This window comes from Labrenzia sp. OB1 (genome assembly GCF_001624695.1).
Taxonomy (GTDB): domain Bacteria; phylum Pseudomonadota; class Alphaproteobacteria; order Rhizobiales; family Stappiaceae; genus Roseibium.
In genome coordinates this window covers 1-20,900 of the sequence record NZ_JSEP01000017.1, presented here as the reverse complement: position 1 = coordinate 20,900, position 20,900 = coordinate 1, and the positions used below count along the sequence as shown (strand labels likewise).

Here is a 20,900-nt window from a genome sequence, read left to right as displayed (position 1 = left end):
GCTTCCAAATGAAGAAGAAACGCTCTAATTGGTGCGCATGATCAAGGCGAGCGCCCTCATCCTGTTGCCGTTACTGAGTTTTTTCTGGCTCGCCTGCGGTGTGCTTGTGGCCGGCAGCTATTATCCGGACTACAGCCATCTTTCCCAGTTCATGAGTGCGCTCGGCGCTACGGGAACCGCATACGGAGCCACGGTGAACCTGGTTGTTTTTGCCGGAGCCGAACTCTGGGTTCTGCTGTTTGTCGGACTGGCGGTCAGCGCGGTTGGCAAAGACGGGTTGGCAATCGCGGGGTTGAGTCTGATCGGGTTCTACGCGCTCTTGCTTCTAGTGGCGGCCTACTATCCGTGCGATTTCGAGTGCCGTCCCGAAGAGCCCTCAATCTCGCATCTCATTCACATCAGCGCCGGGTTGCTGGCCTATGTCTTCGGCTTGGTCGGCCTGTTTGTGATCTCCTGCGCTCTGAAAAGGCGGGGGAGCAGCCTGTTGCCCCGGGGGACGGCAACCGGACTGTTTCTGACCGGGGCTTTGTTGTTGGCCGGAACCGTTCAGATCCAGGAATTTGCCGGACTGTTGCAGCGATTGCTGGAAGTCCTGATCTATCTTTGGCTGACGGTGGTGGGGTTGAAACTGGCACGTGCGTTGAGGCAAGGTCAGCAAAGTACCTGAAACATATTTGGACGCGGGTGAGGTCGTGCCGATCTCACATTTTGCGCTGTAGTAATCGCCTAATACCCGTTCGATCCGGTTGCCTGCTAGCATTTCTCCATCGCATTTTTGCCAAGTGGGAGGAGAAAGCATGAGCGCGAAGAAAATTCTGATGATCACCGGTGATTTTACCGAAGATTATGAGACCATGGTGCCGTTCCAGACGCTTCTGGCCATGGGGTATGACGTCGATGCGGTTTGCCCCGGCAAGAAGGCCGGAGAAACAGTCGCAACCTGTATCCACGATTTCGAGGGAGACCAGACCTATTCGGAAAAACGCGGTCATAATTTCACGTTGAACGCCAGCTTTGCCGATGCGGATGTCACCGGCTATGACGCCCTGGTGATCCCGGGTGGTCGGGCGCCGGAATATCTGCGTCTCGACGCCGGTGTCATCACGGCGGTCAAGCATTTCATGGATGAAGGCAAGCCGGTTGCAGCGATCTGCCACGGCGCGCAGATCCTCAGCGCCGCGAAAGTCATTGAGGGACGCACCGTCTCCGCTTACCCTGCCTGCCGCCCGGAAGTGGAACTGGCTGGCGCGACCTATGCTGACATCGCCATCGACGGAGCCGTAACCGATGGCAACCTCGTCACCGCCCCCGCCTGGCCCGCCCATCCGGCCTGGCTGTCGCAGTTCCATGCGGTGCTGACCGGCGAAGCAGCTGGGTCATTGGCGGCCTGAGCAGAACGATCTTCCGCACCTTCCAACTGTCTCCCCACCAAAAGACACTGGAGGGCTACGGTTCCTGCCCGAGGCTGCGAGCAGTCCTCGGGCGGGCTTTTCAGCCGACTGGAAAAGCACTAGGGTACGAACCCATAAAATTGTACTTTCAGGCATCAACCCGGCCGCGAAGCGCCGCGTCAAAGCCTTTGCGCCATGCACCAGCATGGCTCTTCAGGCTTTTCCTAACTCTTCTTTGCCGGGTTGATGCCTGAAAGTACAATTTTATGGGTTCGTACCCTAGCCTTGAAGGCCACGAAAACCGGATAATCCCAATGTGCAAACTCTTCATAGATGCCGACAGCGGGCTTTGGGAAAGCGCGACGAAATCCCTGCGGATTGACGGAATGGTCACCTCCGTGCGCCTGGAAACGTTTTTCTGGAAGGTGCTTGAGGAAATCGCCGGACGGGACGGCATGAACGTCGTGCAGCTCATCACCCGGCTCCATCATGAAAGCATCGATGCCGGGCTTGATCTCGGCAATTTCACCAGCTTTCTGAGGGTCTGCTGTGGCCGCTACCTTGCCCTGCAGCTCTCCGGCGACGTGCCGACAGACACCCGCCTGCCGATTTCCGGCCTCGACGCGGATGATATCCTGGAAGCTGAAAACGGCCGCATGCACTGAGCTTGCCCGACTCTCAAACCGGCGCTCTGTCCGGGCATATCCGAGGGTGTGCATTCCGTTTCGCTTTCCAGCAACGCGCTGTGCGTCTGCGCGGCAATCGCAACGGGCCGTGCATCGACCGGAACCGCAAGAAGACCGAGCCGGCGGCCGATTTCGCCAAGCATGACAGAGGACGTCATCCAGACGAGCAGCGGTGCGAAGACCAGCGGCAGTGCGACTGGCAGAAGCCAGTAGAACAGTTCCGGCACGTAATAGTGCGAGAATGTGACACCGGCGACGCCGGTCAGGGCCATCCACCACGTGGCGCTGATGGCGGCTCCAAGGGGAAGGGAGCCGTCGTCGCGGTCGGCCGCCGGCCAGCCGGAATCGGCGCCGATAACCACCTGCATCACCGAGCGGCAATGAAACATCATCAGGATCGGCGCCAGGGTCGAGGTCAGGAGGATCTCGATCACGAAGCTGAAGACGAGCCGTGCCGGACCACCGAAGGCCTTTGCGTTGCCGGCCGCGAGGGTGCGGATCACCAGCAGGAGCTTGGGCAGGATCAATAGCGCCACGAGACCGAAGAGCAGGGCGAGCGCCGTTGCGGTTTCCGGATGGGGAAAGACAGGAAAAGGCGAGTAGCCGTCGAAATATTCCGGTGGCGGCGCCACCAGCGGAGCGGTCAGGCTGGTCAGCAGAAAAAGGAACCAGATCGGCGAGGCCAGATAGGCGAAGATCCCCTGCAGGATGGAGATCCGGCTCCAGAACTTCAGGCGCGGGGCAGCCAGAATGCGGCTGTGCTGCAGGTTGCCCTGGCACCAGCGCCTGTCGCGCTTGGCGTAATCCACCATGTTTGCGGGAGCTTCTTCATATGAGCCGGTCAGATCCGGGTCGAGACGCACCTTCCAGCCGTCACGGGCCAACAGCGCGGCCTCCACCGTATCATGGCTGAGGATATGCCCGCCGAAGGGTGGCTTGCCCTGCAAGGGAGCCATTCCGCAGGACGCCGCGAAGGCTCTGGTGCGTATGAGAGCGTTATGTCCCCAGAATGTGCCTTCCTCACCCTGCACGGCGGCCAGGCCGCGTGCGAAATAGGGACCGTAAAGGGAGGTGGCGAACTGCAGCAGGCGGCCATACAGGGTTTTCAGGCCGATGATCTGCGGCAATGATTGCAACAGTCCGAGGCGCGGGTCGGCCTCCATGCGCCGGACCATCTCCACGATGGTTTCACCGTCCATCAGACTGTCGGCGTCCAGCACCAGCATATATTCGTAGGCGCCGCCGGAGGTCTTCAGAAAATCGGCGATGTTGCCAGCCTTGCGGCCAACGTTCCGCTCCCGCCGCCTGTAGAAAAGTCGTCCACCCGCCCGTTGCCGGATCAGCAGTCGCTGAAAAGCCGACTGTTCCTCCCGGGCAACGTCGGGTCTGGTCGTGTCGGACAGGATGAAAAAATCGAAGCAGTCCGCTTCCGGCAGTTGGCCGACGGATTTCATGATGGCTGCGAGACGTGCGAAGACCGGGCCGGTGGCTTCGTTGTAGATTGGCATCAGAATGGCGGTGCGCCCCTGTGGCCGGCCAGACACCGCCGCCGCCCTGACCGGAGGAAAGAGAATGCCGAACAGCGCGATACAGCCGCCCCAGGCGAGCCAGAAGGCGGCAACCGCCATCAGTGTGATGCGCACCACGTCGAGCCTGTCGAAGCCATCTGACTGAACAACCGTAGCGAACATGAAGGATGCCGCGGTCGTCAGGCAGGCCGCCGCCAGGATCATCGCCAGCCGGCGAGGACCGGCAGAGCGGACCCTTGAACCGGCCAGCTGCATGTCAGCGGTTCCTGAGGGGGGGCGGTGTCCGTTTCATCTGTGGCCGAACCAGATGCAACAGCCGCTCCCAGAGGGCGGCGAGGGGAGCAAGCCGCCGGGAAAGAGGTGGCTCAAGATCATGAGCCGGCATATCGAGACAGTGCAGGGGGGGCGGCACGATCATTGTGCGGATCACGCCCGCGCGCTCTCCCGCCCGGCCTTTTCCGTCAAGGAAAGCATCGGCGCTCAATGTGGTATCGCCATCGAAGCTGTGCTCGGCAAGGATTTGGCGCAGAATGTCGTCGGACAGGTCCGGCCGCCGGAGGACGTGCCGTATTTCCTTAGAGAGGGATCCGTTGTCGCACGGATGCAAAAGCGGCCGGGTGCCGGTTCTATCGTGCGATATCATGTGTTTCCGCTCCACTGATACATCCAGGTTTCCGTCCGGTCGGCGCCGTTGAGCTGCAATGCCAGAGCGAACTCGACCGGAATGTCTGTTGCCTGGCGTTCGACATCCACGACAGCACGCCAGGAACCACCTTCCAGACGCTGGACAAAATGATGTTTGACCGCGGCGTTTTGAACCGTGAGACGCGGTTCCAGAGCTGCATCGTCTCCAAGACCGGACAGCGCTTCGCCCGCGAATTCCACCACGAATTTGCGGAACCAGGGATCAGGGTCGGAAGCTGCCGCGCCGCCGTGGCCCGTGCTGGTGCGCAAGATCCGCGCCAGTTCGGTTCCCGGTTCCGGGTTGCTGCCCCAGATCATCCGGTAGGCGAACCGGTGTTCCGAGCCTGCTTCAGCGCCGCCTTCCGGCACCCAGCAGGCAACGATGTTGTCGTAGATTTCCTTGTCCGCCGGTATTTCGGCCAGCATGACATGCCCGGGACCCCAGCCGTTGACCGGTTCGATCCACAAGGACGGCCTGCGCTGGTATTTCGCTTCCGTGTCCTGATAGTGCTCGAAGTCGCGGTCGCGCTGCAACAGGCCGAAACCGACCGGGCTATCCTCCTGGAAGAAGGACAGTGAGAGGGCTTGCGGATTGCGGATCGGCCGCCACAAACGCTGGCCGTTGTGCCGCAGGATTAAAAGGCCGTCGTTGTCGTGAACCTCCGGGCGATAGTCGTCGAAGCCGGTCCGGTCGTTTTCTCCGAACAGGAACATGGAGGTCAATGGGGCAATGCCCAGCCGTTCGACATCCTCGCGCAGGAAGATCCGTGCATCGACCTCAACCACCGTGTTGACGCCCGGCTTGATGGTGAACTGATAGGCTCCGGCAACGCTTTTGCTTTCCAGTTCCGCGTAAAGCCGCATCTCCGCAGCCCCTTCCGCGGGGCGCTCCAGATAAAACCGTGTGAACCTTGGAAATTCCTCCGGTCCGGAGATAGCGGTGTCAATGGCCAGGCCGCGCGCGGACAAGCCGTAGACATTGCTTTTTCCCAGAGCCCGGAAGTAGCTCGCGCCAAGAAATACGATCAGTTCGTCGAAGACGTCAGGGGTGTTGAGCGGATGATGCAGCCTGAAACCGGCGATGCCGGGAAGTTCCAGCTCCTTGAATTTGCCCGCCTCGAGCGGTTCCCGGTATTCGAAATCTGCACCGGTGAAGCGCATCGGGCCGGTTTCGTCTGCGGAGATTTCGAAAAGCTCCACCGGCTCCCTGTAGAGCCAGCCGGGATGGAAGGCCTGAAGCCGGTAGCTTCCCGCCGTCTCGTTCCAGACAGCACGCTCCGGCAGGAAGCGGATGGCCCTGTGCCGGTCGTAATCGAGTTCGCTCAGGATTTCCGGCAGGTCCGGCGTGGCGGCGTCGAAGGATTTGGCGGCCTTCTCCTTCATGCGCAGAATCAGGGAATCGAAGCTGAAGGGTGTTCCGGAATCAGGCCCGGATCCGCCTGTTGCAGATGCGATATTTTCAGCCCCGGCAACGCCTGGGATGGCTCCACCAGTGAGCGAGCCGGCCATCAGGGCTGTTGCCGACAGGAATTTGCGCCGATTGATCACAGTGATCGATCACCTCGTTGAAATTAAAGCGTTCTTTTATGGACACGATTTCAATGAGCACACGGACTGGAGCAATTTTATGGACAAAAGCGGACCAAAAAATGGTCTTTCTGTGCGCCGCAGCATCGCATGCCGGTCTCTTCGGGCTTTAAACGCTGAAACCGTCAATCGGTTTCAGCGTTCAGACGATAAAATCAGCTGCGTGAGTCGGTGGCCTACAGAAGAGTGACCACGAAATCGCCTATCGTGAGAGCCGAGGTCAGGCCCGGAGATTCGATGCCGTAAAGGGCAACGAGGCCTTTCCGGCCGTGGGCGCGCTGCCCGTCGATGCGGAAATCCTCGGCGGGTTCCCCGGGGCCGGAAATCTTGGGACGGAAGCCGCAATAATCCGGAATCAGGGAATTGTCCGGCAGGCCGGGCCAGTAACTGCGGATGGCTGCGTAGAACCTGTCGCCGCGCGCGGGATCGACTTCGTAGTCTATGTCCTCCACCCACTCCACATCGGGGCCGAAGCGGGCCTGATGTTGCAGATCCAGCGTGATGTGAACGCCTGAGCCGCCGGGTTCAGGCACCGGATAGACAAGCCTGGAAAACGGTGCCTTGCCCTGAAGCTTGAAATAATTGCCCTTGGCCAGATAGGCCTTCGGAGCTCTGGCTCCGGCGATGTCCTCCATCAGGCCCGGCGCGCCATGTCCGGCGGAAACTATGAGTTCCCGGCAGGTCAGGGAATAGGACCCGGTGTCGCCGGTGTCGACCGTGAGCTTGTAGCCGTCGTCATATGGCTCGATCCGCATGACGTTGCTGTTGAGAACAACCTGGCCGCCACGGTCCTCCAGACCGCCCTGAAGGGCGAGCATGAACCCATGGCTGTCGATGATGCCGGTCGAGGGGGACCAGAGCGCGCCACAGCAATCGAGCTCGGGCTCGATTTCCTGAAGCTTGTTGCGGTCGTAGAAGACCAGATCGTCAAGATCCGTGTCCAGGGCCTGCCTGTGCAGGCGCTCCAGTTCTGGCAGTTGCGCTTCGTCGGCGGCCACGATCAGCTTGCCGATCCGCTCATGGGCAATGCCGTTTTCGGCGCAGAACCGGTAAAGCTGCTGCTTGCCGGGAAGACACAGTTTCGCCTTCAGGCTGCCGGGGGGATAATAGATACCGGCATGGATGACTTCGGAATTGCGGGCACTGGTCTCCGAGCCGATCAGGCCGTGCCGCTCCAGCACCATGACCTCACGGCCGGAGAGCGCCAGCGCCCGCGCGCACGCCAGCCCGACGGCACCCGCGCCGATCACGATGGTTTCGATGTCATGCATGGGGTTGATTTCCAGTTGTCATGATCTGCGGCCTGTCCGGACGCCGCCCCGGCCTTGAGCCGGGGCCTGCAGATGAAACCTGCTTGAAGGTCCCGGCTCAAGGCCGGGACGGCAAGCGGTTGTAGTTCAGCTCCACCATTTTTGCGGTTCGAACGACCCGGCGGCGTCCTCGATCACCTGGCCGATCTGGAACAGGGTGCTTTCGTCGAAGGGTTTGCCGATCAGCTGCAGTCCGAGTGGCAGCCCGGTCTTGTCGAGGCCGGCGGGCACGGAAATGCCCGGCAGGCCGGCCATGTTCACAGTGACGGTGAAGATGTCGTTCAGGTACATTTTCACCGGATCGGAATGCAGCTCCTGATCGGCGACGCCGAAGGCCGCCGAAGGCGTGGCCGGGGTCAGGATGGCGTCGACGCCGTTCTGCCAGGCCAGGTCGAAATCGCGCTTGATCAGCGTGCGCACCTTCTGGGCTTTCAGATAGTAGGCGTCATAATACCCGGCGGACAGCACGTAGGTGCCGATCAGCACGCGGCGCTTGACCTCCTCACCGAACCCGGCGGCCCTTGTGTTTTCATACATTTCGGCGATGTCATTGCCCGGCACGCGGAGGCCATAGCGGACGCCGTCATAGCGGGCAAGGTTGGAAGACGCTTCGGCGGGGGCGACAATGTAATAGGCCGGAAGGGCGTATTTGGTGTGCGGCATGGCGATGTCGACGATTTCCGCACCCGCATCCTTCAGCCACTGAATGCCCTTTTGCCAAAGGTCCTCGATTTCGCCCGGCATGCCGTCCATGCGGTATTCCGCCGGAATGCCGATCTTGAGGCCCTTCACGGACTTGCCGATGGCAGCTTCATAGTCCGGGACTTCGATGTCGACAGAGGTCGTGTCCTTCGGATCGACGGAAGCCATGGATTTCAGCAGGATGGCGCTGTCGCGAACGGTGTGCGCAATCGGCCCTGCCTGGTCGAGCGAGGAGGCGAATGCGACGACGCCCCAGCGCGAGCAGCGGCCGTATGTCGGCTTGATGCCCACGGTGCCGGTAAAGGCCGCCGGCTGGCGGATGGAACCGCCGGTGTCGGTCGCCGTGGCGCCCATGCACATGCGGGCAGCAACGGCGGTGGCCGAACCGCCGGAAGATCCGCCCGGAACCAGATCCTGATTGGAGCCCTGTTTGCGCCACGGATTGATCACCGGGCCGTAATAGGAGGTCTCGTTGGAGGACCCCATGGCGAACTCGTCCATGTTCAGCTTGCCGAGCATGACAGCGCCGTCCGCCCACAGGTTGGACGTCACGGTGGATTCGTACTGCGGCTTGAAGCCGTCAAGGATGTGGCTGCAGGCCTGAGTGTGCACGTCTCTCGTGGCGAACAGGTCCTTGATGCCGAGCGGTATCCCTTCCAGCGCCCCGCCGTCGCCCTTGGCGAGTTTCGCGTCCGAGGCTTTCGCCATGTCGCGGGCCTTGTCGGCGGTAACGGTCACATAGGCGTTCAGCGATGCGTTGGCCGCTTCGATGTTGCCGATGAAGGCGTCGGTCAGTTCCAGGGACGTGTAGTCCTTGTTCTTCAGGCCGTCGCGGGCCTCGGCAATGGTGAGTTTGGTGAGATCGGTCATGTCTTGGATCTTTCAGGCGGCCCTGAGCGGCCGTGTGTAAAAAACGGAATAGGGACTTTCTGGATAATCGAGCACCGGACCGCATTCGCTGAACCCGGCCTGCTCATAGAGCCGCCGCGCGGCCTGATAGTTGTGCCCGGTTTCCAGCACCAGGCGTGTGAGGCCTTCTCTGGCGGCCAGTTCACTCACGTGCTCAAGGATACGGCGCGCCAGCCCCAAGCCCTGAAACTGGGGGCGGGAATAGAAACGCTTGAGTTCGCCGATACCATCTGCGTGCCGGTACAGCGCGCCGCAGGCCGCGGCCTGGCCGTCCACACGGGCGATGAAAACAGTCGTCTCCGGCCCGTCCATGTCTTCGGCGCTCATGCTGTAGTTGGCCTCGTCTGGCGTCAGGGAGCCGAGTGTGGCGTTCAACTCGCCGATCATGGCGCGCATGTCGTCCGACAGGGGTGTTTCAACGGATATCGTTATGGAACTGGAAGCGGTCATCCCGGCGGTGCCCGATTATTCGACGACTTTCGGAACCATGAAGAAATTGTCTTCCGAGGCCGGTGCGTTGCGGACGATATCGTCCGCCTTGTTGCCGTCGGTCACGCCGTCGGCGCGCTTCTTCATGGTCTGCTCGACCACCGAGGTCAGCGGCTCGACGCCGTCGATATCGACTTCATCGAGCTGTTCGACGAACCCGAGAATGGCGTTCAGCTCGCCGGTCATGCGGGTGGCGTCGTCTTCGCTTACCTTGATCCGGGCGAGGTGGGCGACGCGCTTCACCGTTTGAGTATCAACAGACATGTGGTCCTCGTTATTTTTGGAGTTCCGCAGGTCCGGCCTGTTGCCGGGTCCTGCATGAGGTCTTGCCTCTTTCTGCGGCGCATTCGGGCCGAAGGCAAGCATGCTGCCTTGCGTGCCGGTCTGTTTCGGATTAAATCGGTACCAATCATAACCGTAATATCGAAAACGGCTTTCGCAATTGCGAGAATGCCCTCAGGGAGACCGCCTGTGGCCGAGGCCAGGGAAGGGACTGCAGGAAGACCGCGCGAAAGCCGGGTGACGCAAGCGCTGCTCGAGGCAACCCTGCGTGAGCTGTCCGAACACGGCTATGAGAAAACCACCATTTCGGCGGTCGCCGCGCGGGCACGGACCAGCAAGCAGGCTGTCTACCGGCGGTTTCGCGACAAGGAGGCATTGATTGCGGCGGCGCTTCAGCAAGCGCTTGCTGCCGCCAATCCCGGTCCGCCGCAGCGGGGCAGCGTGGCGGAGGATCTGAGGCAATGCCTTTCCAGCACGGTCAGCGTTCTTCAGGACACACCGCTGGGAGATGCGATCCGCGCCCTGGTGCCTCACCGGGGAAAGCCGGATCTTGCGGCGGTTCTGGACGAAGCGGAAGAAAGCAGGCGTCTGCTCATGCGTCAGATCTTCGTTGCAACGCCTTTCGAAGCCGGCATGGAGATCCGGATAGATCTTCTGCTTGGCCTGATCTATTTCCGCCTGCTCATACGCGGTGTCAGGATCTCCGGCGATGATATTGAAACGGCCATTTATCTGGTGCTCGGCCTCGTCGCGCCGCGCGATCCGGTGCCCGGGGACGGCTTCCCAGGGATGTGAGCGCATAGGTCTCCGCGCTCAGGCGATCACGGGTTCTCCCGTCCGGTTGGCGGCCCTGTGATCAAGGGTGATTGGCGTTCTTTTGCCGGGAAGCACATCTTCCAGTCGTTACGGAGCGCAGAGCCAGCGCCCGAACCTGTTCATATTCACCACTGATGGAGATCCCGATGCCGCTCTATACCTCCAAGTCCGTTCTCCTGGGACTGACCGCGCTGTTTTCCGCTGCCGCGTTCACTGCTTCGGCCGATGAAATCACCACATTCACCAAGTCGGGCGCTGCCATCGGCGGCACGGATCCCGTCGCCTATTTCACCGAAGGCAAGCCTGTGGCCGGGTCGGATGCGTTTACCGCAGACTATGACGACGTCACCTGGAAATTCGCCTCCGCGGCAAACCGCGATGCATTTGTTGCGGACCCTGCCAAATACGCCCCGCAGTTCGGCGGCTTCTGCGCCTTCGGCGCGGCCATGGGTTTCAAGGTTCCCGTGGTGCCGGAAGCCTGGTCGATCGTGGACGGCAAGCTCTATCTCAACAATTCCCTGACTGTGCAGGAGCGGTTCGAACAGGACGTCCCCGGCCATATTGAAAACGCCACATTGAACTGGGAAATCATCCGCGAGAAAAAGCCGGAAGACCTGAAGGAACCGATCATCCGCAATTGATGGCGGTTCGACTGAAGAACTGAAGGCCGCTAGGACCTTTGCGCGGATCATGGTCCGCGATGCCGAAGCCCGCCAACCGGCGGGCTTCGTGCTGAACACGAAGACGAAGACAGTTCCCTGACGGGGAGATCAGGCCGTCTTCAGGCCGTAGTTCGCGACAGCACCCAGGACGCTGTCGATCTCGCCGTCCGAGAGAATGTGCGGTGTGCCGATGCTGCGGCTGATGATATAGGCGCGGGCGAGCACTTCCAGTTCTTCCAGACGCCAGAGACCTTTTTCAAGTGTCTCGCCGGCAACGACGGCACCGTGGTTGGCCATCAGGCAACCGTGCCTGTCGCGCATGGCGGTGACCACCTCGCCTGCAAGCTCCTCGCTGCCGAACAAGGCGTAGCCGGCCAGCGGCACGCTGTTGCCACCGAACAGTGCGATCATGTAGTGGCAGGCCGGAATTTCCTCGCGGTTGATGGACAGCGCTGTGCAATGCACCGGATGAGCGTGAACAATGGCGTGCATCTCTGGTTTTGCCTGCAGCAGCGCCAGGTGGAACTGCCATTCTGTGGAGGGCGGCAAAGGTCCTTCCGGCTTTCCCAGTCCGTCAAGCGGTATGGAGACCAGCATGTCGGGCGTCATCCGGTCATAGGGGATCCCCGAGGGCGTGATGATCATCCGGTCGTCCGCGCGGGCCGAGATGTTGCCGGATGTCCCCTGGTTGATCCCCTGGCGGTTCATGTCTCGACAGGCGTCGATGATGGCCTGCCTGAGGTCCGGCGTGTCCCGATAGGGTGGTTTCAGCATGGTTTCACGCGAGCTCCAGCAATTGTGCGGCGGTTTCTGAACAGGTGGCGACATGGGTGGCGTAACCGCCGCGAATGGCGGCCAGCATCGGGGCAGCCCGCTGGGGACCGGACCCGACCAGCAGGCCCATGTCCTTGTTTTTCATCTGGTCGAGCGTGACGGCGATCATGCGGTTTTCGATCTCCCGCAGGACGGGGTTGCCGTTGTGATCGATCAGCCGGCCGCAGATGACACCAATCGCGCCCTTTTCCGCGCAGGCATCCACTTCCGACCGATCGAGCAATCCGGCATGGACCACGTGGCTGCCGGCGGTGCAGGTGCCGCAGGCGAAGATGGTCTTGTTGCAATCGGCGACAGCGTCGAGCTGCTCGCGGATCACGGGTTCCTGCTTGAGACGGTCGACTAGCAACCTGTCCGACAAGAGCAACGGCACATGCAGGTTGACGCAGTGGGCACCGTAGCGGCGCGCCAGCGTGGCCGAGCAGGTTTCGGCGGCGAAGCCGAGTGCGGCGGGCCGCGATCCGACGAGCTGCACGACGGTCAGCCCGTCGATGGTGAGATGGGGGGCTGCTTCCGCGACCCGGTAGACGGTCTCGCCCCAGGCCACGCCGAGGCGGTCCCCCGGCTCCAGGAGGCTTGGTAGCCAGTCGGACACCACCCGGGTCACCCGGTCGAGCGACTGGTCCGCACCGTCCGGGGAGGACGGCACGACGATGGCGTCACGAAGGCCGAACCGGTCCACGAGGGCACGGGCGAGTTGCTGGTCGCGGAAAATGTCGCTGTCCAGCGTGATCCGCACATAGTCCCGCCGCCGCGCCTCGGACAGGTAATTGACCACCGTCGCGCGCGAGATGCCGAGCCTTTCGGCGATCTCGTTCTGGTTCATGCCGTCCTGGTAGTAGCACCAGGTTACCTCGATGATCGCCTCATCCTGGGACCGGGTGCGGGTGACGGTTTTCGCATCGCCCGAACGGGATTTGCCGGGGGCCGGTGTCATGCGCTCTTTTCGAGGTTGGCAAGATCGGGAAACAGACCGGCAAGCCCCTCGGCGCTCGCCTCGCAAACACCGCGTTCGGTGATCAGGCCGGTGACCAGATGGTTCGGGGTCACATCGAAGGCTGGATTGCCGCCGGGAGTTCCCGGTGGTGTCACCTGAACCTGGTCGATGGTGTCCTCCGCCGTCAGACCCTGGATATGCGTGACTTCGCGCTCGTTGCGCTCCTCGATGGGGATTTCCACGACGCCGTTGTCCACCGTCCAGTCGATTGTCGGGGAGGGGAGGGCCACATAGAAAGGTACGTTGTTCGCCCTGGCTGCCAGCGCTTTCAGATAAGTACCGATCTTGTTGCACACGTCGCCCCTGCGGGTGGTGCGGTCCGTGCCGACGATGACCATATCGACAAGGCCATGCTGCATCAGATGCCCGCCGGCATTGTCGGTGATGTAGGTGTGCGGGATGCCGTGGCTGCCGAGTTCCCAGGAGGTCAGTGCTCCCTGGTTGCGCGGGCGGGTCTCGTCGACCCAGACATGGATCGGGAGGCCTGTGTCATGGGCCTGGTACATCGGGCTTGTCGCCGTGCCCCAGTCGACGGTGGCGATCCAGCCGGCATTGCAGTGGGTCAGCAGCCGGACGGGCTCGCCTTCCTTCTTGGCTGCCGCGATCTTGCGGATGATCTCCAGTCCGTTGAGGCCGATGTTTCGGTTGATCTCCACATCCTCGTCGGAAATCTCGTGCGCCAGCTTCAGGGCGGCGGCGGCACGCTCGCCTTCTGGCAGGGTCTTTAGCCGGCTGCGGCAGCGGTTGAGCGCCCAACGCAGGTTGATTGCCGTCGGACGGGTCTTGTCGAGATAGTCGAAGGCCTCGTCCAGATGGGCGTCGGACGGGTCAATCCGGGCGGCCAGCGCCATACCGTAAGCGGCGGTCGCGCCGATCAGCGGTGCGCCGCGAACCCGCATTTCCACGATCGCATCGGCGAAATCGCGCAGCGTATCAACCTGCTGAATACGGAAGTCGTGCGGCAGCCAGCGCTGATCGATAATCTGCAGGGCGGACTGGTCCTCATCCCACCAAAGCGAGCGGTAATGTGTGCCGTTGACCTTCATAGGATGTCCTTTGCATTGAATTGGCGGGCAAGATCGAGAAGCGAGGCTGTCGTGCCGAACTCACCGGCGCGCAGAATGAGCTCCGCACCCATGGCCAGGTTGCGGGCTTCGAGACGGCTTCTCACCTGGGTGTCCTCGATGTCCTCGAAATCGGCATTGTGGGCGAGCGACAGCGTGCGGCGGTGCATCTCGATGCCGCAGAAGCCGAGCGCGTCGGTGCGGATGTCCGCCAGCAGGTCCTCGCAGATGCCGGTGCTGGGCTGGCCCTGATCCTCGAACAACGCGGCGGGATAGAGCATGCCGGTGCGCTCGCTCTTCCAAAGGGATTTGAACTCTGTTTCGAAGGAGGCGAACACCACGTCGATGATGGTGAGAATCCACTCCTGGTAAGGCTTCAGCCCGGCGGCGTCGCGATGGGCGGGCTGGCTGAAATAGGCCATCAGGAAGTTGGCGACGAGCATGCCGATGTCGAAGCCCATCGGCCCGTACTGGACGAATTCCGGATCGATGACCTTGCTTTCGGTTTCCGTCGACATGATCGAACCGCTGTGCAGATCGCCATGGAGCATCGTTTCCGTGTTTGAGGCGAACTTCATCAGCATGCGCTGCGCCTGCGCTTTCAGGCGCGCATTCCCGCGCAGTTCCGTCACCACGGGATCGAGGCCGGGAGTATGGTGGTTCATCTTGGCGTCGTAGTAGGGATCGATGAAAACCAGCGCCTCGGTGATGGCCGGGATCTCGACGTTGCCGGAGAACAGGCCAACGTCCTTTTTCTTGTCGGCGCTCTTCAGGGAGAGCTCGGAGCCGCGGAACGCCGTGCGTGCGCAGAACCGTCCGAGGAATTGACCAAGCCCGTCGACCTTCTCACCGTCGATCAGCTTGCGGCGCAGGATCTTGTGGGGCGAAAGAAACTCCATCACGATCAGAGCCTGGGCCTCGTCGAAATGGAAGACCTCCGGGACAGACCCGGGATCGCGCTCAGCCTGGCGGACAAGCGCATTGTTCTCGTAATAGGCGCGATAGAGCGGCAAAGGCCAGCTGTCCCCGACCAGACGCACATAGGGCAGGGCCTGCTTGACGATTACCGTGCCTTGCGGCCCTTCCACGATGAAGACGAGATTCAGGTTGCCGTCGCCGACTTCCTTCACTGTCCATCGGGACGGGTCGGCACCGACGCGTGCGGCAATCACGGGCACCGCCGAAAGACGGGTTCCAAGCTCTTCAGGGGTTAACGGGCGATAGAGATCCGGCGTGTCCATCTTGCTGTACTGTCCTCCCTATTTTTTCCGAATAAAGGTCAAGATTGTTCAAAAGTCAACTCAGTTGACAAATGACTATTTTACGTGCTGTAACGATTGCAACGAGAGAGGAGCTCGTCAAAAATTGGGAGGAAAGGTGAAAGAAGTCACCTGCACATTGAACGGCCTGGAGAAGTCCTTCGCTCGCAATCACGTGCTGCGCGGCATCGATCTGCAATTGCGCGCAGGCGAGGTCACGGCCCTGATGGGAGCGAACGGCGCGGGCAAGTCGACGCTGGTCAAGATCCTGTGCGGCTACCATTTCGCGGATTCCGGCCGGATGGAACTGGGCGGTGCGCCCTATGCGCCGGCCGATGCGGCCGACGCCATTTCCAAGGGCGTTGTCACGGTGCACCAGTCCATCGACGACGGCGTCATTCCCGATCTCGACGTTGCGACAAATCTGACGCTCGACCGGCTGACGGAACCGGGCGTAGGCCTGTTCGTCAACGATCGCAAGCTTCGCCGCCAGGCCCGCGCGGTCGCCGAAAGCATGGGGCTGACGATGGACGTGCGCACCCGCGTCGCGGACCTCGATGTCGCCGACCGCCAGATGATCGCCATCGCCCGGGCAATGGCAAGATCCCCGAAACTGCTGATCCTCGACGAGCCGACATCCTCCCTGTCCGCTTCGGAGGCGGAGCGTCTGTTCAATCTGATCGACAGGCTCAGAGCCGACGGCGTCGCCATCTTGTATATTTCCCATCGCATGTCCGACATCCGCCGGGTGGCGGACCGGATCGTCTCCATGCGTGACGGCACCATTTCAGGTTTCTTCGACACGGAACCGCTCGATTATGTCGGCGCGGTCAACGCCATGCTCGGTCATCAGATGACCGAAGTCGACATCGACCCGGTTACGGGGGGCGAAGCTGTTCTTGAGGCCAGGGAACTGCGCTTGTTCGCGGACAGCCCGCCTATCGACTTCACGGCCAGGGAAGGCGAGGTCATCGCCTTCACCGGGCTTCTGGGCAGTGGCACCACCGAACTCGCCGAGGTTCTATTCGGCCTTGCCGAACCGGCGGACGGCGTGCTGCTTCTCGACGGCAAGGCCTACCGTCCGGCAAGCGCGACGGAAGCCGTTGCCTGCGGCGTGTTCATGTCGCCCAAGGACCGCAGCGTGAATGCGGTGATCGCCGATTTCGATATCGCCGACAACATGACGCTGCCCTTCCTCAAGGCTTTCAGCCGGTTCTCCTTTCTCAGTGAACGCGCCCAACGGCGGGCCAGCAGCAGCATGATCGACAGGATCGGCGTCAAATGCCAGAGCGAGCGGGACGGCATCGGCACATTGTCAGGTGGCAATCAGCAAAAGGTCATGATCGGCCGCTGGCTGCTTGAAGACGCGCGGGTGCTCTTGCTCGACGAGCCGTTCCAGGGCGTGGATATCGGGGCCCGGCGGGATATCGGTAAGTACATCCGCCAGACCGCCGCCGGCCGCACCACACTCGTTTTCGTCGCGGAAATCGACGAAGCCCTCGAAATCGCGGACCGGATCATCGTGCTGAACGAAGCAATGATCGCCGGTGAATACGTCAACAGGGACGTGGACCTGAACCATCTGGTCGCGGCTGTATCCGGTCCTGCCCGGGTGCCGGCTTCAGGCCAACCGTTTCCCACGTCCCCAAAGCAGGCAATTGCATGAATTCCAACGACACATCCAGGTCCGCACTCGAACTTGCCATCCGCTACGGCTTCATCGTGCTTTTGTGCGGGCTTGCGGTCTTCTTCAGCATCTACGCCAGCGGCTTTGCAAGCGCCCGGTCGGCGGTGTTCATTTTTCAGTCGGTGGCTATCACCGGCATTCTCGCCCTTGGGGTGACCTGCACGCTGGTTGTCGGTGGTTTCGATCTGTCGATCGGCTCGGTCGCGACCTCCGCACTCATGCTGTCGGCCTATACGATGGTGATCCTTGAACAATCGGCGTTCGTGGCTGTGGTCGTGTGCCTGGCCATGGGCGCCCTTGTCGGGCTGATCAACGGGCTGCTGATCGTGAAGATGCGCGTTCCCGACCTTCTCGCCACCCTGGGGATGATGTTCCTTCTGATCGGCCTGCAGCGCATTCCGACCCAGGGCAATTCGATCGCAACCGGCATGAACCTGCCGGACGGCTCGGTTGCCGAAGGTACGTTTTCCGCCGCTTTCCTGTGGCTGGGGCGGCACCGGTTCGACCTCTTTCTGGATCGCCTGCTGCCGGTTCCGGTGGTTGTCTTCCTGCTGATCGCCCTGATCATCTGGCTGTTTCTCGGCTATACCCGTCATGGCCGGCTGATGTATGCCATCGGCTCGAACGAGCGGGCCGCCGGGCTCGTCGGCACCAATGTGCATCGCTACAAGATCGTCGCCTACATGATCTCCGGCATGCTCGCCTCGGTTGGCGGCATCCTGCTTGCCGCCCGGCTCGGCCGCGGGGATATCGCGTCGGGCAACAATCTTCTGCTCGACAGTGTGGCCGCCGCCCTCATCGGTTTCGCGGTTCTGGGAGCGGCACGTCCGAACGCCTTCGGAACGGCGGCGGGCGCGCTTTTTGTCGGCATTCTTCTTCAGGGGCTCACCATGATGAACGCCCCTTATTACATGCAGGACTTCGTCAAGGGCGCCGTGCTTGTCGCCGCCCTTGTCTTTACGTTCTACCTGTCCTCGCGTCGCGGCGGCAGGAGAACAGCGTGACGCCGCAAAGGCGCCCGTTCGAAAAATGGGAGGATACACAATGTTGAGACGTGAATTCATGAAGCTCGCGGTTGCCGCCGGGCTGGGACTGTCCGGCGGTGGCGTTGCGCTTGCCGCCGACATGCCGGCTCCGTTCGACAAGCCCGAGGATGTAAAGATCGCGCTGGTGCGCTACCTGTCCACCGGCGACTTCTTCCAGTCCTATCTTTCAGGCGTCGAAAAACAGGCGGAAGCGCTCGGCGTGGACTTGCGCGTGCTGGACAGCCGCCAGGATGCCGCTCTTCAGGCCGACATGGTCGATCAGGCAATCGCGCTGGGCGTTGACGGCATCATTATCCAGCATGGCTTGACGGAATCCATGAAACCCGCCGCCCAACGCGCGGTCGAGGCCGGAATCAAGGTTGTCGCATTCGACGTCAACGTCGAAAACGACGCTATTCCCCAGGTCGAGCAGTCCGATTATCTTCTCGGCAAGCTGGCCCTGGAACAGGCCATCAAGGACAATGGCGACAGCTTCACCGCAGGCTATGTCTATGTGCCGGGCATTGCCCCGCTCGACCGGCGCGACGTTGCCTGGAAGGAAGTCAAGGAAGCGAATGTCGGCATCAAGGAAGCGGCCATGTTCGGCACGCTTGACAATCCGATCGCCAATTCGGTCGCCAACCAGGCACGGTCCGTGCTGCAGGCCAACCCGACGATTTCCGTCGTCTTCGCCCCATACGACGAATTCGCCAAGGGTGTGAAGATTGCCGTCGATGAAGCAGGCCTCAGCCAGGATATCAAGATCTACTCCGCCGATGTATCGACCGCGGATATTTCCGCCATGCGCGAACCGGACAGTGCCTGGGCCGCGACGGTCGCGACCAACCCGGCCGTTGTCGGCGAAGTGAGCGTGCGCACGCTTGCCCTGATGCTGGCCGGTGAAAACCCGGGCAAGCAGGTCATCGTCCCGCCGACCCTGATCACCCAGGACTTCCTCAACGAACAGGATGTGAAGAACATGTCCGACCTCGGCGAGAAAATGCCGCAGTTCCAGCATGCGGATGTCTCCACCGCCGAATGGATCCCGTTGCCCAAGCGGTAACCGGCCACCTGCCGTGAACAGCGGCACCGAATGAAACGCAAACTTCCGAAAGCCCGGCAGAGATGCCGGGTTTTTTTGGCTCGGGAGACGTAAAAACAGGACAGGTGACGGACTGTCATCAAATTCTCTGCGATGCGGGTCTTTAAATGTGCCTGCGCCGATGCTAAATCCTGACTAATATATTCAGCTTTAAGAGGTGCTCCATTGGCCAGCCGTCCGAAACGCCTTCCCCGGGTCATTACAGTCCGGCGCGCAGACTATCTCAGCCCGAACATGATCCGCGTCACCTTTGCCGGGCCCGAGCTGGAAGGCTTTCCACCGGGACATGAGGGCGCGAACTGCAAACTGATCCTGCCGCGCGAGGGCGAAAGCCGCGAGGAGTTCGAAACCTATTTTGCTCCGGACGGGCCAGAGGAGAAGGTTCACGCGGTGCGGACCTACACCATTCGCAGCTTTCGTCCCGAGAGCCTGGAACTGGACATCGACTTTGTCGCTCATGGCGACAATGGTCCGGCGACGCGCTGGGCGCAGCGGGCAACGGAAGGCGCGTTCCTCGGTCTTCTGGGTCCCGGCCCGGCGAAACTTACGGATTTTTACGCGGACTGGTACCTGATCGCTGCCGATCTCTCGGCTCTGCCGGTTGCAGAAGCGACGCTTGAGGCCTTGCCTGCGGACGCTCATGGGGCCGCCGTCTTCGAGGTGCCTTCCAAGGAGGACATCCGCAGCATTACCGTACCAAAGGGCGTTGAGGTGACCTGGCTCGTTCAGGAGGACGTCCACAAGCCCTCGACCGCACAGGTGGACCTGATCCGCGGGCTGGACTGGCCGTCGGGAACGGTTCAAACCTGCATTGCCGGTGAAAGTTCGGTCATCCGGGCTCTGCGCGACTACCTGCACAATGAGCGGAACGTGCCGAAGAAGGACACCTATATTTCCGGATACTGGAAGATCGGGCTGATCGAGGACCAGCACCAGCAGATGAAACGCGCGGAGGCGGCGGCGGTTCAGGCCTAGGGCCTCTTATGTTCTTACTTGGGCCGCGGTCCGGAATAGCCTCCTCGTAACAAAGTCGATGAGGCAGGCTGTTCCTCTGCCTGTTGTGGTTTCGGGCACAGGGATTTTCTGAATGCCTCAAGCGCTGCCACGATTGTCGCCTTGTGGCCGGCGTTGCTGCAGATCAAATCCACGTCCACATTGTTGGTTGTCAGGCCCAGATTGAAGCCGGCTTCCGGAACGAGCGTGGCGGCCATCGTCTTCAGGACCTCTTCAAGCTGACCGGGTAAGAAAGCATGCCGGGCACTCACGTGGGCAAGTGCGACGGGTTTTCCTGGAAATCGCTGGCAGCCGACCATCCAGTCCAGCGCGTTTTTGAAACTCCCGGGCAGGCCGTGCATATATTCGGGAACCGCGAACAGAAGGCCGTCTGCCGCTGCGACCTGATCGCGCAGGTCCCGCACCGCTGCCGGGAGGAAGGTGTCATGGTCCAGATCCGGGGTGAAGTGGGGAAGCTCGGCGATGCCTTCATATCGACGGATGGAAATCCCCTCCGGCGCAAGCCGCTCAACGGTGGTCAGCAGTGCCCGATTGGACGAGGCGGACCGCAGGCTGCCGCAAAAGGTGAGGATCTGATACCAAGCGACGAATTTGACGACTCTTTTGGATTCCCAAAGTTTCGCGAATATGATTCCTGATGGGGAACATGAGGAGTTTGCCATGTCCGCCCCTATCCGTCTTCGAGATGACTTTGATGCTCCAACCCTTCGTCATCTAGCCCGTGGCTCGGTGAATGCCGATCAAACACGGCGCCTTTTGGCGCTTGCAGTGATCTATGACGGCGGCTTGCGCAGCGATGCGGGTGCGGTCGGCGGCGTGACGGTCCAGGTGATCCGCGACTGGGTCTTGCGTTTCAATGCAAAAGGCCCCG

At 61.4% G+C, this 20,900-nt stretch carries 21 protein-coding genes and 1 pseudogene; 11 read left to right on the top strand and 11 right to left on the bottom strand.

Annotated features, from left to right (window positions below):
• Nucleotides 1–37 precede the first annotated feature (37 nt).
• The 3 genes from OA90_RS19945 (at nt 38) to OA90_RS28110 (ending at nt 2,056) form a co-directional block, all read left to right on the top strand.
• Nucleotides 38–667 (top strand): DUF998 domain-containing protein, encoded by a 630-nt coding sequence (locus OA90_RS19945; RefSeq protein WP_068416345.1) that lies wholly within the window; start codon nt 38–40, stop codon nt 665–667.
• Nucleotides 668–797: 130 nt separating this feature from the next.
• Nucleotides 798–1,391, top strand: coding sequence for a DJ-1/PfpI family protein (locus tag OA90_RS19940; RefSeq protein ID WP_068416342.1), 594 nt, complete (start codon nt 798–800; stop codon nt 1,389–1,391).
• 314 nt (nt 1,392–1,705) lie between these two features.
• Complete coding sequence (locus tag OA90_RS28110; protein ID WP_082837162.1) at nt 1,706–2,056, top strand: ribbon-helix-helix domain-containing protein; 351 nt, start codon at nt 1,706–1,708, stop codon at nt 2,054–2,056.
• On the opposite strand, the gene mdoH is transcribed toward OA90_RS28110, so the two are convergent.
• A complete protein-coding gene (gene mdoH / locus OA90_RS19930; protein ID WP_082837161.1) occupies nt 1,948–3,861 on the bottom strand; it encodes a glucans biosynthesis glucosyltransferase MdoH in 1,914 nt (637 codons plus the stop codon). The two genes, OA90_RS28110 and mdoH, sit on opposite strands and share 109 nt — an antisense overlap.
• Before the next feature lie 118 nt (nt 3,862–3,979).
• On the opposite strand from mdoH, the gene OA90_RS28650 reads away from it, so the two are divergent.
• Nucleotides 3,980–4,267 (top strand): hypothetical protein, encoded by a 288-nt coding sequence (locus OA90_RS28650; RefSeq protein ID WP_156510571.1) that lies wholly within the window; start codon nt 3,980–3,982, stop codon nt 4,265–4,267.
• Here OA90_RS28650 and OA90_RS19920 read toward each other — a convergent pair.
• The 5 genes from OA90_RS19920 to gatC form a co-directional block, all read right to left on the bottom strand.
• Nucleotides 4,246–5,838, bottom strand: a complete 1,593-nt coding sequence (locus OA90_RS19920; protein WP_244274677.1) for a glucan biosynthesis protein — start codon at nt 5,836–5,838, stop codon at nt 4,246–4,248. The genes OA90_RS28650 and OA90_RS19920 overlap by 22 nt on opposite strands.
• A gap of 215 nt (nt 5,839–6,053) precedes the next feature.
• Nucleotides 6,054–7,148 (bottom strand): NAD(P)/FAD-dependent oxidoreductase, encoded by a 1,095-nt coding sequence (locus OA90_RS19915; RefSeq protein WP_068416316.1) that lies wholly within the window; start codon nt 7,146–7,148, stop codon nt 6,054–6,056.
• A 126-nt stretch (nt 7,149–7,274) separates the two neighbouring features.
• Entirely contained in the window at nt 7,275–8,759 is a 1,485-nt protein-coding gene (gene gatA, locus OA90_RS19910; protein WP_068416313.1) for an Asp-tRNA(Asn)/Glu-tRNA(Gln) amidotransferase subunit GatA, read from the bottom strand.
• Between the two features lie 12 nt (nt 8,760–8,771).
• Nucleotides 8,772–9,248 carry a GNAT family N-acetyltransferase gene (locus tag OA90_RS19905; RefSeq protein WP_068416310.1) on the bottom strand — a complete coding sequence of 159 codons (477 nt, stop codon included), beginning with the start codon at nt 9,246–9,248 and terminating at the stop codon, nt 8,772–8,774.
• 15 nt (nt 9,249–9,263) lie between these two features.
• Entirely contained in the window at nt 9,264–9,551 is a 288-nt protein-coding gene (gatC, locus tag OA90_RS19900) for an Asp-tRNA(Asn)/Glu-tRNA(Gln) amidotransferase subunit GatC (RefSeq protein ID WP_068416592.1), read from the bottom strand.
• Between the two features lie 207 nt (nt 9,552–9,758).
• Here gatC and OA90_RS19895 point away from each other — a divergent pair, with 207 nt between their 5' ends.
• The gene (locus OA90_RS19895) at nt 9,759–10,364 is read left to right on the top strand and encodes a TetR/AcrR family transcriptional regulator (RefSeq protein WP_068416306.1); all 606 of its coding nucleotides are present in this window, start codon (nt 9,759–9,761) and stop codon (nt 10,362–10,364) included.
• Between the two features lie 167 nt (nt 10,365–10,531).
• The gene (locus tag OA90_RS19890) at nt 10,532–11,026 is read left to right on the top strand and encodes a YHS domain-containing (seleno)protein (protein ID WP_068416590.1); all 495 of its coding nucleotides are present in this window, start codon (nt 10,532–10,534) and stop codon (nt 11,024–11,026) included.
• Between the two features lie 129 nt (nt 11,027–11,155).
• Here OA90_RS19890 and OA90_RS19885 read toward each other — a convergent pair whose 3' ends face one another.
• Genes OA90_RS19885 through mtnK form a run of 4 tightly spaced genes read right to left on the bottom strand, consistent with a single transcriptional unit; the run spans nt 11,156 to nt 15,183 of the window.
• Nucleotides 11,156–11,821: a class II aldolase/adducin family protein gene (locus OA90_RS19885; protein ID WP_068416303.1), complete on the bottom strand. Its 666-nt coding sequence runs from the start codon at nt 11,819–11,821 to the stop codon at nt 11,156–11,158.
• Nucleotides 11,822–11,825: 4 nt separating this feature from the next.
• Complete coding sequence (locus OA90_RS19880) at nt 11,826–12,818, bottom strand: sugar-binding transcriptional regulator (protein ID WP_068416300.1); 993 nt, start codon at nt 12,816–12,818, stop codon at nt 11,826–11,828.
• The gene (gene mtnA / locus OA90_RS19875; RefSeq protein WP_068416299.1) at nt 12,815–13,924 is read right to left on the bottom strand and encodes an S-methyl-5-thioribose-1-phosphate isomerase; all 1,110 of its coding nucleotides are present in this window, start codon (nt 13,922–13,924) and stop codon (nt 12,815–12,817) included. The genes OA90_RS19880 and mtnA overlap by 4 nt, the downstream gene beginning before the upstream one ends.
• Nucleotides 13,921–15,183 carry an S-methyl-5-thioribose kinase gene (mtnK, locus tag OA90_RS19870; protein ID WP_068416298.1) on the bottom strand — a complete coding sequence of 421 codons (1,263 nt, stop codon included), beginning with the start codon at nt 15,181–15,183 and terminating at the stop codon, nt 13,921–13,923. The genes mtnA and mtnK overlap by 4 nt, the downstream gene beginning before the upstream one ends.
• 136 nt (nt 15,184–15,319) lie before the next feature.
• Here mtnK and OA90_RS19865 point away from each other — a divergent pair, with 136 nt between their 5' ends.
• The 4 genes from OA90_RS19865 to OA90_RS19850 all read left to right on the top strand — a co-directional run bounded on the left by OA90_RS19865 (nt 15,320) and on the right by OA90_RS19850 (nt 19,990).
• Nucleotides 15,320–16,867, top strand: a complete 1,548-nt coding sequence (locus tag OA90_RS19865) for a sugar ABC transporter ATP-binding protein (RefSeq protein WP_068416587.1) — start codon at nt 15,320–15,322, stop codon at nt 16,865–16,867.
• Nucleotides 16,864–17,892 carry an ABC transporter permease gene (locus OA90_RS19860; RefSeq protein ID WP_068416293.1) on the top strand — a complete coding sequence of 343 codons (1,029 nt, stop codon included), beginning with the start codon at nt 16,864–16,866 and terminating at the stop codon, nt 17,890–17,892. The genes OA90_RS19865 and OA90_RS19860 overlap by 4 nt, the downstream gene beginning before the upstream one ends.
• A 58-nt stretch (nt 17,893–17,950) precedes the next feature.
• The gene (locus tag OA90_RS19855; protein ID WP_244274680.1) at nt 17,951–18,976 is read left to right on the top strand and encodes a substrate-binding domain-containing protein; all 1,026 of its coding nucleotides are present in this window, start codon (nt 17,951–17,953) and stop codon (nt 18,974–18,976) included.
• A 204-nt stretch (nt 18,977–19,180) separates the two neighbouring features.
• The gene (locus OA90_RS19850; protein ID WP_068416286.1) at nt 19,181–19,990 is read left to right on the top strand and encodes a siderophore-interacting protein; all 810 of its coding nucleotides are present in this window, start codon (nt 19,181–19,183) and stop codon (nt 19,988–19,990) included.
• A 14-nt stretch (nt 19,991–20,004) separates the two neighbouring features.
• Here OA90_RS19850 and OA90_RS19845 read toward each other — a convergent pair whose 3' ends face one another.
• Nucleotides 20,005–20,691: an NADPH-dependent FMN reductase gene (locus OA90_RS19845; protein WP_068416281.1), complete on the bottom strand. Its 687-nt coding sequence runs from the start codon at nt 20,689–20,691 to the stop codon at nt 20,005–20,007.
• Here OA90_RS19845 and OA90_RS28645 point away from each other — a divergent pair.
• Nucleotides 20,690–20,900: pseudogene (locus OA90_RS28645) on the top strand (IS630 family transposase); the annotation flags it as partial. The gene OA90_RS19845 and the pseudogene OA90_RS28645 sit on opposite strands and share 2 nt — an antisense overlap.